This window comes from Labilibaculum antarcticum (assembly GCF_002356295.1).
In the GTDB taxonomy this organism is placed as follows: domain Bacteria; phylum Bacteroidota; class Bacteroidia; order Bacteroidales; family Marinifilaceae; genus Labilibaculum; species Labilibaculum antarcticum.
In genome coordinates this window covers 3,233,594-3,249,473 of the sequence record NZ_AP018042.1, presented here as the reverse complement: position 1 = coordinate 3,249,473, position 15,880 = coordinate 3,233,594, and the positions used below count along the sequence as shown (strand labels likewise).

The 15,880-nt window shown below is 33.7% G+C and carries 10 protein-coding genes; all 10 read right to left on the bottom strand.

The features are described from left to right. Positions 1-7: 7 nt before the first annotated feature. On the bottom strand, positions 8-604 hold the full coding sequence (locus ALGA_RS12810) for a hypothetical protein (RefSeq protein ID WP_096429673.1): 597 nt from the start codon (positions 602-604) through the stop codon (positions 8-10). Between the two features lie 55 nt (positions 605-659). Further along, complete coding sequence (locus ALGA_RS12805; RefSeq protein WP_096429672.1) at positions 660-1,295, bottom strand: hypothetical protein; 636 nt, start codon at positions 1,293-1,295, stop codon at positions 660-662. A 2-nt stretch (positions 1,296-1,297) separates the two neighbouring features. Beyond that, positions 1,298-2,584, bottom strand: a complete 1,287-nt coding sequence (locus tag ALGA_RS12800; RefSeq protein ID WP_096429671.1) for a restriction endonuclease subunit S — start codon at positions 2,582-2,584, stop codon at positions 1,298-1,300. Beyond that, on the bottom strand, positions 2,584-2,970 hold the full coding sequence (locus ALGA_RS12795; protein ID WP_145957625.1) for a hypothetical protein: 387 nt from the start codon (positions 2,968-2,970) through the stop codon (positions 2,584-2,586). Before ALGA_RS12795 ends, ALGA_RS12800 begins: the two co-directional genes overlap by 1 nt. A 32-nt stretch (positions 2,971-3,002) precedes the next feature. Beyond that, positions 3,003-4,736 (bottom strand): type I restriction-modification system subunit M, encoded by a 1,734-nt coding sequence (locus tag ALGA_RS12790; protein WP_096429669.1) that lies wholly within the window; start codon positions 4,734-4,736, stop codon positions 3,003-3,005. A 121-nt stretch (positions 4,737-4,857) separates the two neighbouring features. After that, positions 4,858-6,402 carry an ADP-ribosylglycohydrolase family protein gene (locus ALGA_RS12785; protein WP_096429668.1) on the bottom strand — a complete coding sequence of 515 codons (1,545 nt, stop codon included), beginning with the start codon at positions 6,400-6,402 and terminating at the stop codon, positions 4,858-4,860. A 1-nt stretch (position 6,403) separates the two neighbouring features. Continuing rightward, a complete protein-coding gene (locus ALGA_RS12780; RefSeq protein WP_096429667.1) occupies positions 6,404-7,060 on the bottom strand; it encodes a hypothetical protein in 657 nt (218 codons plus the stop codon). A 13-nt stretch (positions 7,061-7,073) separates the two neighbouring features. Beyond that, on the bottom strand, positions 7,074-8,672 hold the full coding sequence (locus tag ALGA_RS12775; protein WP_096429666.1) for a hypothetical protein: 1,599 nt from the start codon (positions 8,670-8,672) through the stop codon (positions 7,074-7,076). A gap of 11 nt (positions 8,673-8,683) precedes the next feature. Then, positions 8,684-10,327: a DarT ssDNA thymidine ADP-ribosyltransferase family protein gene (locus ALGA_RS12770; RefSeq protein WP_096429665.1), complete on the bottom strand. Its 1,644-nt coding sequence runs from the start codon at positions 10,325-10,327 to the stop codon at positions 8,684-8,686. A 31-nt stretch (positions 10,328-10,358) separates the two neighbouring features. Further along, positions 10,359-15,536, bottom strand: a complete 5,178-nt coding sequence (locus tag ALGA_RS12765; RefSeq protein WP_096429664.1) for an AAA domain-containing protein — start codon at positions 15,534-15,536, stop codon at positions 10,359-10,361. Between the last annotated feature and the right edge of the window lie 344 nt (positions 15,537-15,880).

Here is a 15,880-nt window from a genome sequence, read left to right as displayed (position 1 = left end):
CTTCCAACTATTCTATTAAACCAGCTCTTTTATTAAGATCCTGAATGATATCTCGACGACCGATGATGGTATTGTATTTTTCCATGACCTCTTCCATCACCTCATAATTATCGCGATTAATTAGCAAAACATTGGGATTATCCTCTGCTGTAGCAAAAGCACCATTGTAGTGCAAACCTTTTTTACAGGTCTCGTACTGAGGGAAAAAAGCTTCTGTTAAAGATTCAGTGATACTCATTAAATCTCCATAATATATTTCTTGCTCATCAGCATCTTGATTTGCCAGGAATGGCTCAACTGCTTCTTCGATATAGCATTCGTACAATTCGAAAGAACCCTTAATAATTGCTACACGAAACAAAAAGTTCTCGGGGTGCTTTAATAATGCCAATTGGGGGCGTTTCCGAATGATCACCTCCATCATTTTTGCCAACGAACCAGCTTTAAAGCTTGTGTAATTCTGAAATAAAAGCATCGACAATTCCTTACTAGCTTCTTCATCAGGGAGTAGTTCGGTCAGGATATCAATATTATCCTCTACCCCATCCAAGTCCGCATTGTAAATACACTCGTTAATTTCGTTTAGAATTTGTTCTGCACTCATTGTTTTATATTTTTTAGATTAAAAAGTTGCAGTTTGGATAAAACCAACAACTATTTCATTTCATATTCTCCAGTTTTAAAAAGTAATAAGTCCCAGACGTCGTCCATTTAAATTCATAACTCCCTTGTAGCTTGATATCAACTTCAAATCCACCAATTGGAGTCATTAGATGAATGCCATCAGTAATCGATTTGGTATCTGAAATATCGTAATCCCAAAATTTACCTTTTCGTACTTTAGGAAATGGGATACGTTCAAAATCGGTCATTACCAATTGTATGCCCTGTATGTAACTTTCATTCTTTGCATATGATTCCAGTAACTCCAAATCGACATATACATCCTTAAAAAAGATATCAGTAGCACCCCGTTTACCTCCACTCGAAGCTAACTCTTTATAACATTTCATTTCGATGGGCAGATAAGCTTTCTGTGTTCCCTTTGTAATCTGCATTACAATATCACACTCGCGCATTCTGCCATTAATTGGAATCCCTGTTTCCAACTCTATCTCAAGGGTTTCATCCTGATGATAAATAATGAGATCAATAGAATTTTTCAAAATGTACGCAAACTGCAATTGCATGGATGCTTCCTTGTTGATGGTGATTAATTCACCTCCAACTTTGGCTGAGAAGCTATCCCAACAGGTATCTATTAAGGTTCTAAGCCTACCAACTAATGCTTCCATATCTAATTAATTATTTCATCTCTCACATCGACCTTACCCGTTACCACTTCTGAGATTAATGTAGTTTTGTATTCTTTCATAAGGGTAATTTCTTTGTTGATTTTCTTACCCAATGTAACTATTCGGTTTTCTTCTCTTCGGATGAAATCGACAATTTCAACTTGCTCATCTAGTGTTGGAATGACTGCATCAAATCTTAAGATATCTACTAATTTTAAGCTCGCCTGATTTGCAGTTCCATGAGCATGTAAGTCAAGATACCTACGATAATTATCATTTTGAATTAGAAAAAAAAGATAATCTCCTGTTATTTTTGAAAAATCTGATATTTCAAGCCTCACTGTATTTTGATTTAAAAAAGCTCCATTTAGTTCTAAAGGAACTCGCCCTATTTGTCCTACTGCCGAATTTATAACATCTGGGGTGCTTCCCACAGTACTTATTAATATGTCTCCTTCAAATAGTTTAACAGACTTAAATTTATGAGCATTAGATTCGTCCAAATAATGTGTAACATTCTCTCGAACTGACTTATTCTTAATATCACTTGCCTTAATTATAGGAATGCCTTCATCTTTAAACATCTCAGCCTTAAAGGCAAAACCTTTAGTTGTATTTAAAATATACTTCAACTTTTTCACCTCCCAATGTGCTGGAGTTTCTCCAATCCATTCGATACCAGAATTCTGCATAGGCACACTTGGATCTATTCCTTTGGTAACTGCCTGATTGATGACAGCGGTGCGCTCCTCTTTTAATAATTCAATTAAACTCAACTTTTTACTGATGAGCTCATCTATTTGTGTGCATTTGTGGTCGAGGTAGTTAGCGATTTGGGATTGTTCTTCCAGTATTGGTACAGGTATTGATAAATTAACAATCTCATTTACCGATAAACCTGGTTGAGCAGCCGATTGTGAATACTGATTAAGATTCATTACTTCTAATAATTTCCCAAACCATACCCAATGATTTTTTTCAAATAAATAAACTACAACAGCGTGTTCTGAAGCCCAAAATTTATCGGATACAAATTTAATGTTACCACATAATGCACCTTGACGTCCAATTAAAACGGAATCACCATCATTTGTATATTTGTGGTAATAACCACGTAAACCATTGCCACCATATACAGGATATTTTCCGTTGTCATTAATTTGTTCAGATGTTATATTACTTCCACTCTTCAAGTTTGCAACAAACTTCATCTTCATAACCTTCCAATGCTCAGGAATCTCTCCAATCCACTTAATACCTGAATCCTTGTAATTCTCGTATTTCTTCATTATGCTCTCCTAAGATATTGTTTCACCTTACTGAAAATTGTTTTATCCGAACTTAATATTTCAACATCCACTTCTTTCTCTTTTAATGTATTATTTAATACTTCTTCAAATTTCAAGGAAATGCCTTCAAGATCATTGGTGTTATGATTGCAAATGTATTTTGAACTCATTCGGGCCTGCCCTGAATATATATCGATCCCAGTTGAGCCATACGTTGGACACGAGTATATAATAACATCACATTGTTGAATGTAAATATCCTGATCTGGAGTTCCTATAGTATAACCGACTGTTAGAAAATAAGTTTCTAAATTTGAATTTGTGTAATCTGAATTAATTGCATCACGGCAAATAAATACCTTCTCTTTTGAAAGGTATTTTATCATTATAGTTTTTTGATTTCTAGATTTGCTCATGTCTAATTCATTACTTCTTTAATTAGCACTTTTGATTCCAATGCCAATATATCTGCACGAATTTCGTCCAAGCTTCTCAGCTTTTGGTATTGGTAGAAGTATTTGGTGAAGTTGATCTCGTATCCCACTTTGGTTTTGCTTTCATCTATCCAAGCGTCGGGTACATGTGGCAGTACTTCACGCTGCATGTATTTATTGATGTCTTCTTTTAAAGGAATGTTTTCACTGTCGCGCAATTTGGCATCAGCTTTAGGTTCTCCATTTTTATTGCATACGGTTTTGCCATTCTCAACTAGTGGCCTTTCCACAACAACCTTAGAGTATCCAAAATCGGTATTGTCGAATATTTTGCAGTAGTCATTTTCGGTAAAGTCACCATATATTTTGGTGATATCTACAATGTGTTGTTCGCTAAGCTCGTTGCGTTTGTTTCCCAATGATTTGCTCATTTTCTTAAAGAAACTCTCCGCATTAATCAACTGCACCTTGCCTTTTCGCTCATTTGCTTTTTTGTTGTTCAGCAACCAAATGTAAGTACTGATACCCGTGTTATAGAACAATTGGTTGGGAAGTGCTATAATGGATTCCAACAAATCATTTTCGATGATCCATTGACGAATGGAACTCTCGTTCTTCTTTGATGAAGGTGAACCCGAAAAAAGGGGAGAGCCATTAAACACAATCGCCAAACGAGATCCTTCTGGTTTCATCTTGGATATCAAGCTCATTAAAAACAGGAATGAGCCATCGCTTTTTGATGGCAAGCCTGCTCCAAATCTGCCGCCATGCCCAAGGGATTCATGCTCTGATACCACTTCGGAGGCTACTTTTTCCCATTTTACACCAAAGGGCGGGTTTGTAATCAGGTAATCGAATTTATGGTTGATGAACTGATCGGCTTTTTGTTTTGCTCCATCGATATTTTTCAGGCTATTGCCTTTAGCAATATTGGATGGGTTTTGCCCCTTAATCAGCATATCCGATTTACAGATGGCATAAGATTCAGGGTTTAATTCCTGCCCAAACACCTCTAAGCGGGCATCAGGATTTAATTCGTTCAGATATTCTTCGGCAACTGAAAGCATTCCTCCAGTACCTGCACAACAGTCAAAAATTGTTTTTACAATTCCTTTTTGTGTTAGAATTTCACGATCGTTCATGAAAAGCAGGTTCACCATCAAACGAATAACCTCACGAGGAGTAAAGTGCTCCCCTGCGGTTTCGTTAGATATCTCGGCAAATTTCCGAATGAGTTCCTCAAACATGTAACCCATCTCTAAACTTGAAATCCTTTCAGGATGCAAATCAATCTCCTGGAATCGTTTTAAGACCATAAACAACAAATTGGCATCTTCCAACTTGGTGATTTGGTTATCGAAGTCAAATTGCTCAATAATCTCACGAGCATCTTCGGAAAAGCCATTGATATAATTTCGCAGGTTGGAAGCTATGTTGTTTGGGTCGGCAATTAGTTTATCGAAATCGAATAAGCTGCTGTTGTGAAAATTGTATCCCGCCACCTTGTTTAAAATTGGGTCGAGATTCTGTATATTCATGGTCTTTACCTGTTCACTCTTTTTTAGAACATCAGCTTTCGATTTCTCCAACACACAATCCAATCTCCTTAGTATAGTAAAGGGTAAAATCACCTTTCCGTAATCACTCTGCTTGTAATCTCCTCTTAAAAGGTCGGCAATAGACCATATAAAATTTGCTGATTCTTTAACGTTCGTCATCTTATCTGTCTGATTCTTTGTTTTCTATGATTCTCTTCAATCAATTCACGATTTCCTTGAATTGAAAGGACTAATTTAGAAGTAATATTTTGGCATTTTACTGTTAAGGAACTGATTTAACTCACTTCTTTACATCAAATGCTTTCTGCAAAATATCTTTAATTATTCCCAATACTCTTTCGTCTGGTACATCTCCTAAGTAATGATAAACTTTGGTTTTTAAATCAGTATCCAAATTCAATTCTGAAAGTTCTCTAATTTCGGAAATAAGGTCTCTATCATTTGGTTCAACCTTTGTTTCTGGCACCTCCCCATTTAAAAGGGCATGAAAAATGCACGTCTGGCCTAAATCAAAAGTAACAGAGAGAATTAGGTTGAACTTTCCTTTTGTTAGCGGTTTTTGGAAATCAACATTAGTAATTTCTCCTAAGCCCAGAGATGTAAAATGGACTCTATTTCCTTTTTTATATTTGGAGGATTCTATTTTATCGATGGACTCGCTACTTATTAAGAGATTAACTTCGACCTCTTTCGTTGATGTTCCACAATGAATTTGGTACAAATCATCTGCTATTCGCTCCAAGTAATTGGCATCTTGCACCTTTCTCCATTCCTCTGGAATAATTGAAGATCCGTATATCGCACCAAGTAAACCTCCAGTAAAAGCAGCAACACTATCCGTATCCGATCCAATTGTATTTACGGCTTCTAATATTCCATCTGTCGGTTTAGAAAAGAAACGCAGGGATAAATACAAACCACCCAAAACAGTTGAAGTTCCCGAACCTTTTGTCTGGGGAGCTAAACAACCCAACTTTTTCAAAACATCTAGTGGAACATCGTCATTTTCCAACCCTTTGTAGAGAATTCTTAAATAAACAAGTGTCTCTTTAAGCACCTCTTGATAAACAGTTTTAAATTCCTTATCCTGATTTTCATTCCATTTATTGAGCCAGGATTTAAACTCATCCTGTTCCATGAAATCAAGTATGAAATTCTTTTCAAACTCCTTTCCTAATCCAACTATGAATTCCTTTGGGCTAAACGCTGTCTTATCTACACCTAAAAATTGGTCGATTAAATACGCGTACAAGAGTGCCCCAAGAATAGCTCTTGGATGTCCGTGCGATATAATACTATTTGCAAAAACCTCTTTCTTAATTTTATCCCAGTTCGAATGGTTGGCCAAAACGATCGGCAGAATTCTCATTGCTGCACCATTGGCACCACATTCCCGATAGTCAACAAGTTGTTCTTTAATTTTAAAAGAGAAGAAATTGTTGTTCCAATCAGCGGATTTACGTTGAATCTTTCTAGCCGCATTCTTGATTGTTCTTCCTGCACCTCTTGCATAGAGTAACCATTGAGGAAATTCAATTTTTGCGAACTGATTCTGATCTACATTACCCTGTTTTGTAATACTTCTAGCTACTGCCAGCAATAGTTGTGTGTCGTCAGAATAATCACCTGCATTTACTTTATCAATGTATCCATGGAAACGACCACCAACAGGTTTGTTCCATTGATAATATTTATCTATCCGATTTGTATTGAACCTTGTCTCCAGATCTTGTGGAGTTCTCACGAATTCAGTCATCCAACCCAGTGCATCACCAATTGCACTAAGAAGTATACTTGCTTCGTATCTGTCTTTTAAATCAAGCATGTTAATGTCTTTCTATTTCACCAATTTTTGGGATGATTTGAATTAAAAATCGTTTATTTTTGCCTTCATCACTATTCATAAATCTCCCAGTACCAAACCATCCGCTACCAGCTAATTGAATCTCTACGATATCTTCATCGAAAGTAATACCATTCTTTTTCCAGAAGTAGAATAAGGATTTTGCACGGTTATAACTTAATGCATAGGTTTCATCGATATTTCCCAAATCATGATTCCTTTTATCTGAATATGGTAAATATCTGGCAGCCATTCCTTCAATGATCAGTAAATATTTAACATCATCTTCTATTTTAACACTTTGAAGTACCGATTTTAAGTGACGTCCTGCTTGCAATAAATTTGCTCTAAGTTCAGGATCATTAGGTATCTCAGGATTTCCTGAACTAAATTTGATTGGGACAATCAATTCATGTCTCTTATTTTCTTTGTCGTATCTAAAATATTCTCCTTCCAGATTATGAAGTGCTTTTTTGAGTTCTTCAATTTTTTTGTACTCTTCTAATTGAATTTGTAATTGCTGATGCTGGTAGCGCATGTATGAGAATACCAACACGAATAAAACCAACATTACAAAAAACAGGCTTGTCATCATGTCTGAATAACTCACCCAAAAAGAGTCTTCTTTTTTCTTTGCCATTGTCTCTTCTTAATTATTGTAATACTGTAACACTCAATCTCTCAAGAGACTTTCTTATTTCAACTAAATTTGTGTTTACTTCAGCTAAACCGGCTTCGCCTCCCAACATTGTCGATATTCTTCTCAATTCCTCTCTGACATCATCATGATAATCAACATTCTCTTTTGAGGAAGACTTCATTAACTGAAAAATTTGCTCAACATATCTAAAATCTTTAAAAAATTGTTTGTTTTCCTGAAGAATGATAGACAAATTTTCTTGCTCCAGTGAAACGTACTGCTTTATTCCTTGTGTTTCAGCTTCTAGAAAGGTTTTAAGTCTCGAATAGACATCCACAATATCCTTGTTCAATATATCAACTGACTCACGCCAATATTTGTTGTAATTTCCAAATTCATCCATGGAGTGCTTTGAAAACTCTTCAATCTTTTTAGCAAAAGCCCCATCAATCATCTCAAGACTATTTGTAAATACATCTCTTCTCACCTCAACTTCAGAAAAGTGAGATTCAAGGAATTTTTTAAATTGATTGTAAAATTCTGAAGATTCATTGATATGAGAAGATACAAGGTTCAAATTGTGATTAAACTCTTCAAATTCCCCAATTGTTTTGTTGTAATTGTCTAATAAACCAACAGATGATGCAACAACGGTATTTAAACTTTCCTGATACCCTCTAAAACTATCAAAGTCATTACTCGCAGAATTAACTTTCTCGAATGTGCTCACAATAGCATTCGATAACTGTACTAATCCAACCTCTTGAACCGCATCTAAAAACTGTTTTTGTTTGCCTAAATTATCATTTATTAAACCCAGGTTATCGCGATAGCCGTCTAAATTCGCGCTGAACTTTATATTAAAAACATCTAAACTTGATTTTAATGTATTTAAACTATCCGCCATGTCCCTTGATAACAACGGGAGCAATTCACGTTGAAGAAATTCAAAATAACTGGTTCGACCATCTTCATTTTTAATTGTGGCTTTTCTGTATAGAATTATATTATTAACTAATGTCAAAACAAGTCCCAAAGCACTTGTTCCCATAGCAACTCCCACATTAGATAGTAATTGTTTGATTCCTTCGGTACTTACCATCAGCATCGTATCAGTGCCATTTAAGGCTTGCACCTCTTCAAACCCAATTCCCAAAACTCCAATTATGATCCCTGTAAAAGTACCTGCCAGTCCCAAATAAAGAGGAACATTTAAGATTGTCTGAATTCCTGAGTCTGCTTTTTCTATCTCATTTTCTGCAACTTCTTTTAGAATTCTAAAATCAGCCGCATTCCCTTTATTTTTTAACAAATAAAGATTTGTTGAGTTTAAAATTTTTTGAAATCCGATTGAACACTTTGTCGCTCCGGCATAAGAAATTAAATCGATTTTAACTGTATTAGCAGAAAACTCACTTCCATCCTTTACAATTTTTTCTATATCAATATCAGCTGTATTTTCTAATGAAACTAGTCTATTAACAATTTTCAAATTGGACACACTAGGAAAAAGATATTTTAAACTATGACTCCTTTTAATGACTTCATACAATGCGTAAAGTTGTAATAATATTATTGCAATTAATATTACCACTTCAAGGTTGTTTCCCATTTTCTTCTTATTTATAAATTCTTAATGTATTTTAAAGGAACGTGACGTTTTACCATTACTTCTGCCTGATAATATGGTTTTTGTGATTCTTCTATTTCATAAAGCTTCCTCTTCTTCAATAAATTAAAACGGATATTATTCTCTAGAAATTTAAGATTATCTCCAACTTGATGTCCTGTTTTAGTTGCATTCATGTCTGAATATTTGGTCTCTCTTAAAGTTGCAACTTCAAGATCTACATTTAGCCATTCTTCTTTAATGATTCTTCCATCCTGATGAGCTATAAACAGCATTGGATTTTCCTTATGAAAAGAAAATCGCACATAATCTTCAAGTCCATATTTTCTATCTAATTTTCGGGAAAGTGATCCACCTCCCGGGTTGGGGATATTAATTTTTAATTCTTCACAAGCCTTCCATGAATAAAGTCCTCCATGTGCTTTAATCATTGGTATATTTCTACTGTCGGTGAAATGATAAAGTTGATAAAATCCTTTTTGTTTTAAGGATTGAAGTATTTCCTCTTTCTCTGATTTGTATTTTTTAGCTTCCTCTATAAGTTGTTGTTCTTTTCGTCTTTGCTCTGCCGCATACAGTTCTTTCTGTTCCTGAATAAGCTGAAGTCTTCTCTCTTCTTGTCTTTTAATCAATTCTTTTCGAAGGGCTTCTTGTCTTCTTTTTTCCTCTTCCTCTTTAACTTTTCGTTGTTGTTCTTCTTTATTAACTCTGCACGTCTTTATCCTATCCTTAATAACATTTGGCACTGAGCAATATTTTTTTGCAGATTGAAAACATTCAATAGCATCGTCCCACTCTTCACGAGCCAGATGATCATCTCCCATATTAAAATGCATGGTGAATTTTCTTTGCTTCTTTTCCCAATAACTTTTCTCACCATTAATTTTTTGAAACAACAAATCACAATCCCCCTCTCGAGAAGTTATTAATGTTCTAGCTTCACTAATTTTGTAAAGAGCACTTTTATAATCTTTATTGGAAGCAAATTCTCTTGCTTTGGACAATAAGCCATCAACCTTTTCATTCAATATTTTCTCTTGCCTTAATCTCTCCTCTTCCTTTTGTTCTTCAATCCTTCTGTCTTCTGTTGCAAGCATTCCTGAGGATAAAAAGATTTTGAGTCTTACTGCAGAATGCTTTTTTTCTTCATCATAAGCTATTTCCTGAATTCTTCGAAATTCACGATTGTTATTAAGAAAATCTAAAGTATTTGCCTCAGGAAGTTTTATTCTATCAATCCCTTTATGAAACTCATCTGCAATAAGAATGCAGGGAGAACCATTAAGTTCCTCTATATTAATTTGTTTCCTATTATTATATAAGGTTGACTGCTTATTAAGTTGAAACTGCGTAACCGTGCTAAGAATTCGAAATAACTGATTTGTATTAAATTTCAGAATTCGATTAAGAGCTTTCAGTGTTGGTTGATTTATTTCACCTTCATTATTAAAATCGATTTCATTAATAACATCTGACACTCCCAAAACATCATTTTCAGAAGTGCTTTTCCCTCTATTTAGTCCAATATCAGGATTCTTTATTATTGCCTTTTCTTCTCTCACTTCAGAATCAATTTTTGATTCTTTCTTTGAAAAAAAAGGTTTTATCCGATTAATTAAATGTTTAAAAAAATTCATTACGAGTTATTTTCATGCAACAGATTATCTATCATTCTTTATTTATTGCATCACCTGGAACTATATAGTATCCAGTTGCTGGAATATTTTTTCGATAGTATTCCAAATCGGTAAAATCAACCAAACTACTCGTTCGAATTTCTTTTAAAAAACTAGTGCTTTTTAATCTTAATACTTGCACTCCATTTGAGCTGGTGTTTTTAACCGAATTTATATCGGCAGTATTAAATAGAAGAATTTTATCATTGGATGCAATTGCAATTAAATCAATATCTGCATTAATATGATCTATATAAAGTAACTTACTTGAATCGCTGAATGCATTCTTTAAACGTTTCCTATTTGTTTGTGTTTTATAACCAGACATAGAAACTTTAGCCATTTTTCCATTCTCAAACGCAAGCAATAAATATCCAACATATTCCTCTGTAGCTGTAACGAAAATTGGATCTTCCCCTTCTTCAAATTCCACCTTTGAAAGTATTTGCTCATTGCTAATGATCCTTTCATTTTGAAGCTTGTAAACATTAGATTTTGATGTAAATATTAAAACATCACAAACTGTGTTAAGCTTGAAGTGTTCACTAAATTTAATTGTTTCAAGCTTATAATCTGGTTTTACAGAAAATCCATTCTGGCAATTAAAAAGATCTGGTGTTTCCCTTGAATCTAAATTTGGTTTATTGATTCCCCAATTATCCATATTAATTTCAGAATCGACATCAACCTCGTTCTTTCTATTTGAAAATTCGTTTTTTATATCTTCACATTCTATATCTACTACATCTTTATCTTTTGGTTCAAGCAACTTCCATAATGGTCGCAATGACTCTTCTTTAGAAAGATAATACTCACTCCCCCTAACCCTAAAGAATTGCCAATTACATCTCTCCAATACATTCTGACGCATCATATCATTTTGATACTGTTCAGGACCATGCCACTTATCTCCATCACATTCTATAGCAAGTTTAGTTCCATCCCGCCTTAAGGCAACCAAATCTATTCTAAATCTTCCTCCAGCTACTTTATATTGTGGTATAACTTGAAATCCTTTACGAACTATATCATTATAAACATCCACCTCAAACCAACTATCAAATGGAGGAGGTTGGGTTCCTGGCTTTCTTTGAATTGGTAAGCTTAAGATTGGTTGTGTTACTTTATAGTTTTTAAAATAGAAAAGTAATTTATAGCGTAAATCATTCGTATTGGATAAATCCTCTAATTGAACTGAGTGAAATAAAAAGACTTGTTCTATAGCCCTACTCATAGCAACATTAAAACGTCTTTTATCTTGTGGCTTAACTAGTGCTGATCGATTATGTTTTTGCGCTGTCACTAAACTCAAAATAATAACATCTCTCTCATCCCCCTGGAAAGAAGCAGAATTACCACAAATTATTTTTCTTTGATAAAACTCCGTCTCACCAATTGCCTGTAAAAGATGATTCTCAATGATTTGTGCTTGCTGTGTACCTTGCAAAGTAATTATTCCTATCGTTTTATTGATGTATTTTGGATCAACGACCAAATCACTAATTAACTCTACGATTTTAATTGCTTCGGGAACATTTACAATTCTCGCGCCCTTATTTTCAACATATCCATTTTCACAGAATTTGGCAACTAATGGTGTTAGGCGATCTTCAGAATACTGTTTGAGAGGATATAATGAATTCCCTTCCGGAGCGTAAAAATGTTTATTACTAAACTCAATAATTTCGGGCATACATCTAAAATGCTCCCGGAGAACAATCATGTTTCCATTACAGAAAAGCTTTGCCTGATCAAAAAAGCTAAATTCAATTCCTAAATATTCACCAAACTGAAAGTCACTTAAATGTTTTTTAATTAATGGAACTACAATATTTGAATCTACCCCAACATATTCTGGTGAAGTTTGTTTATCATCTCCAACAATAATTATTTTTTTTGCTAGATACAGTAAAAATGTAGCATCAGCTCCCAGTTGACTTGCCTCATCAACAATTACATAGTCAAACATATCCTTCTGAGGACGTATGGTTTCAGCAACTTTATAAAGTGGCATTATCCAACAAGGAATGGAATCTTTGCAGTTTTCCATTTCCCTTTGTGCTATTTTTTTAAATTTTGTAGATTTTTTACCCCGTCCGTCTCCTGTAATTTGTTTAACAGCCATAACCCAAGCTTCAAGATGCTGCCTAAGTTTTCCATTCGATTTTAATCTGCATATTAAATGATACCAAGCCAAGGTTGAAGAAAGTTGAGCTATTAGTTCCTTCTCTTTATCATTACAATCAGATAACAATTGAATTAATTGTCTTTCATAATCACCATCAAGCAATTTTTCCACTTCCTTTTTAGCATTTTTATGCAAAAGTGCTTCAGTAAAACTTTCTAATTCTATTTCTGATAATTCTCCTTTTAAAAATTGCTCAATAAGCAGAGGAATCTCTTCTCGGAGCAATTCCCCTTGAGCTAAATAATCCTGATAATTATTGTAATCATTCAGTTCTTCCTTATACCGAAACAAATTATCTTCATAACTAACAACATTCAACTCCTTGATACCTTCAAACATCTCAAGGATAAGAGGGTGTATTTCATCCTTACCAACTACTTCTTTACATTCTGCAAAAGTTTTTTCGAAACGATTCTTATTGTGAACCAAGAAATTATAATCTATTGCTTTACCTAGCTCTTTCAAAGCAATCAAATCAAATGGTTTTATTTTAGCATCAATTAATAAGATTGTTTTTTTTCTTACAAGTTCTGAAGCATCAAACAACTTCATAAAATTCAACACTCCTTTATTCAGCTCATCAAAAAATAACATCTGACGAGAGTAAGAATTTGACAACTTTTCAGAAATACCCCATAAATCAACTAGTTCAGCAATTACTTGCTGAATATTAAGATCAACAATAACACTTTCTAATTCCTCCTTCGTGTCGCATGCACTCCCATTACACCTGACAGCTTCTATAAAATATAACCTCTCTTTAATATCTACTGGTAATAATGGTTTTTTAAACTTAAACCATGAACCCGAAAGAGATTTCCCACTATTGATAAAATTTAATAGTATCTGCGCATCATTGCGCAACTGTTTTGAACTAAATGAACAATTGTATGCTATCTCGATATCTCTATCAATATTCTTTAAATCGAATGCATTTAATTGTTCAACCAATTTTACAGAATCAATTAATTTTTGTCTCCAATCCTTACCCTTTCCATGACTAAGATCTAAAATTAATTCCTCCTTAAAATCAAGTTTTATTTCATTTCCCTGCTCATAAAAATCCGATAAACTTTCTAACTCAGAATTGAGTCTTTCGTATTCCAAAATATTATAAATAGGATAATTTTCATTGAAACTAAATCGCTCAGATAAAATTTGTAAATCACTCTTATACTGAGTAAGTCTGTTAGGCTCAGGAAAAATTTCTAGCTTAGGAAATTGATAATTAAATACAGATACCTCAACATCTTTATATTTGCTAGTCAACTCAACAAAAGTCTTCAACTCTGCGTTAATATCATTATTTTCAACTTCAATGAAATTATCTTGATACCAATCAAATTTATTAGATTCATTATGTATTTTTTCCGCAATTTGAGTAAGAGTTCCTTGATAATTGGAATTTATATCAATTGAACGAGTATTCTTTTCTTTTACTTTTAAAAACTCCGATGTTATTGAACTGATTTTCTCCCGAATATCATTCAGTTCGCTTTTTAATCTTTTAATATCGCCTTCATAATCCCCTATTACGGCGGATGCCATCTCTTCATTTATTGCATTTACACTTTCTTGCAACTCCATGTGAGATGAAGAATCGCTACTCAATAAATTAACTGTTAAAGATCTAAACTGTTCAGGTAGTTTATCCTTTAAAACTTCAAGAGCTCTTTTTGTATAGGCTGTAATTAAGACTTTCTTCCCATTGGCAAGTAAATGACATATTAAGTTTGCTATCGTATGTGACTTACCTGTTCCAGGAGGTCCTTGAACTAAAACTTTGCTTCCTGCTCTTGCCTTTTCAATGATTTTAAATTGTTCCTCATTGGACTCTTTGGGAAAGTAAATTGTATCACTTTGATCAAAAGAAGTCTGAATTGCCTCCTGTCCCGATTCATCAACTTCAAGTACTTCCTCTTCAACTCCAATAAAATCATTTATTAATGGAATATCTGCATCATCATCCCCTTCTTCCAAATTCTTAAGAATTTCTTCATAAAAAGAAGTGAAACTTCTTGTATTTCTCTTACGAAATAATAAAGCTGGCGCAAATTGAACAACAGGCCTATCTGTTAATAATTTTGTTTTTTCTTTATTGCTATTAAAACTACCGGAAACATGGAAACGATCCGCAAATTGAGACAAAGCACTATTTATTGATTCATCATTCAGAATATATGTTACTTCGCTCTTTTCTAAATATTCACTTGCAATTTTTTCAGCACTAACAACACTGTCTACATCAAAACTATCTGATTGATCTATCAAGAAATCAGTTTCAAATTGAAACGATGATCCAATATTAGGAGCTACTTGGATACTTGAATCGCTTCCATCATGATTGAATGCAATATCAACTTTTTGGGTTAATACATGACGAAATAATTTAGATCGATTAAAATCACCTTTTACCCCAAGTAAACCAACACCAAGAACTAATTCATATTCCTCTCCAAATTGTTGAACTTTATTATAAATCTTGAAAAATTGCTTATAAACCTTTTCTAACGATTTGTATTCTGTATACTCTTCATCGTAAATGGACATTTTTGTTCTGAATGCAAGAAAATCTTCAATCCATTGTTCATTTCGATACTTCTCACACAATTTATAAAGTCCCGGAAAATCTGTAAGTATTTTTACTACTCCCTCTTCAGTTATTTCATCTTCCAATTCTGGTCCAGTTGCTTCATTCAACCAGGAATCTGGAGTAAGCCATACTTTTAAGTCTTGCGGCAGTTCTTCAAAAATGGGCTCGTTTGGCTCTTTTGGCTTCCCTATTTTTAGCCAGCATTCTTCGTCCTGTTCAAAATCACCATTTATTATATTTTGAAAATATTTAGAAACAGGAATATCATTTAACCAAACTTTTTCAGGATATTGATTTACTTGTAAATCAATATCTCTGACTGGCTTAGTACGAATCTTAGAAAATTCGAGTAAATAATTGAAAATTTGTAAATACTTAGTCTTTTTCATACCAGCCTATTCAATAAATTAACGTAATCCTATTGATGACCTTCTCTACTTATAATCCCTAGAGAAAAGGTTGAAGGTGAGATGATCCAATTAATCTACATTTTCTATATAAATATATGAGAACATCTCACATTGTTTACTGTGAGGTTTTTTAGTAAAACATTATGATGACCATCATAATATTATGGTATGCAATGTAGTAAAAATGAAGATCAACTATGAGTGTCAACCCTGCCAAGTTTAGTTACTAAACTAAATAATTGAATTTAAACCAACTCATCACACGAACCAAAATATTGTAAATCTGAACATTAAAGGGTATTTAAAATAAAATCTACCCGTAA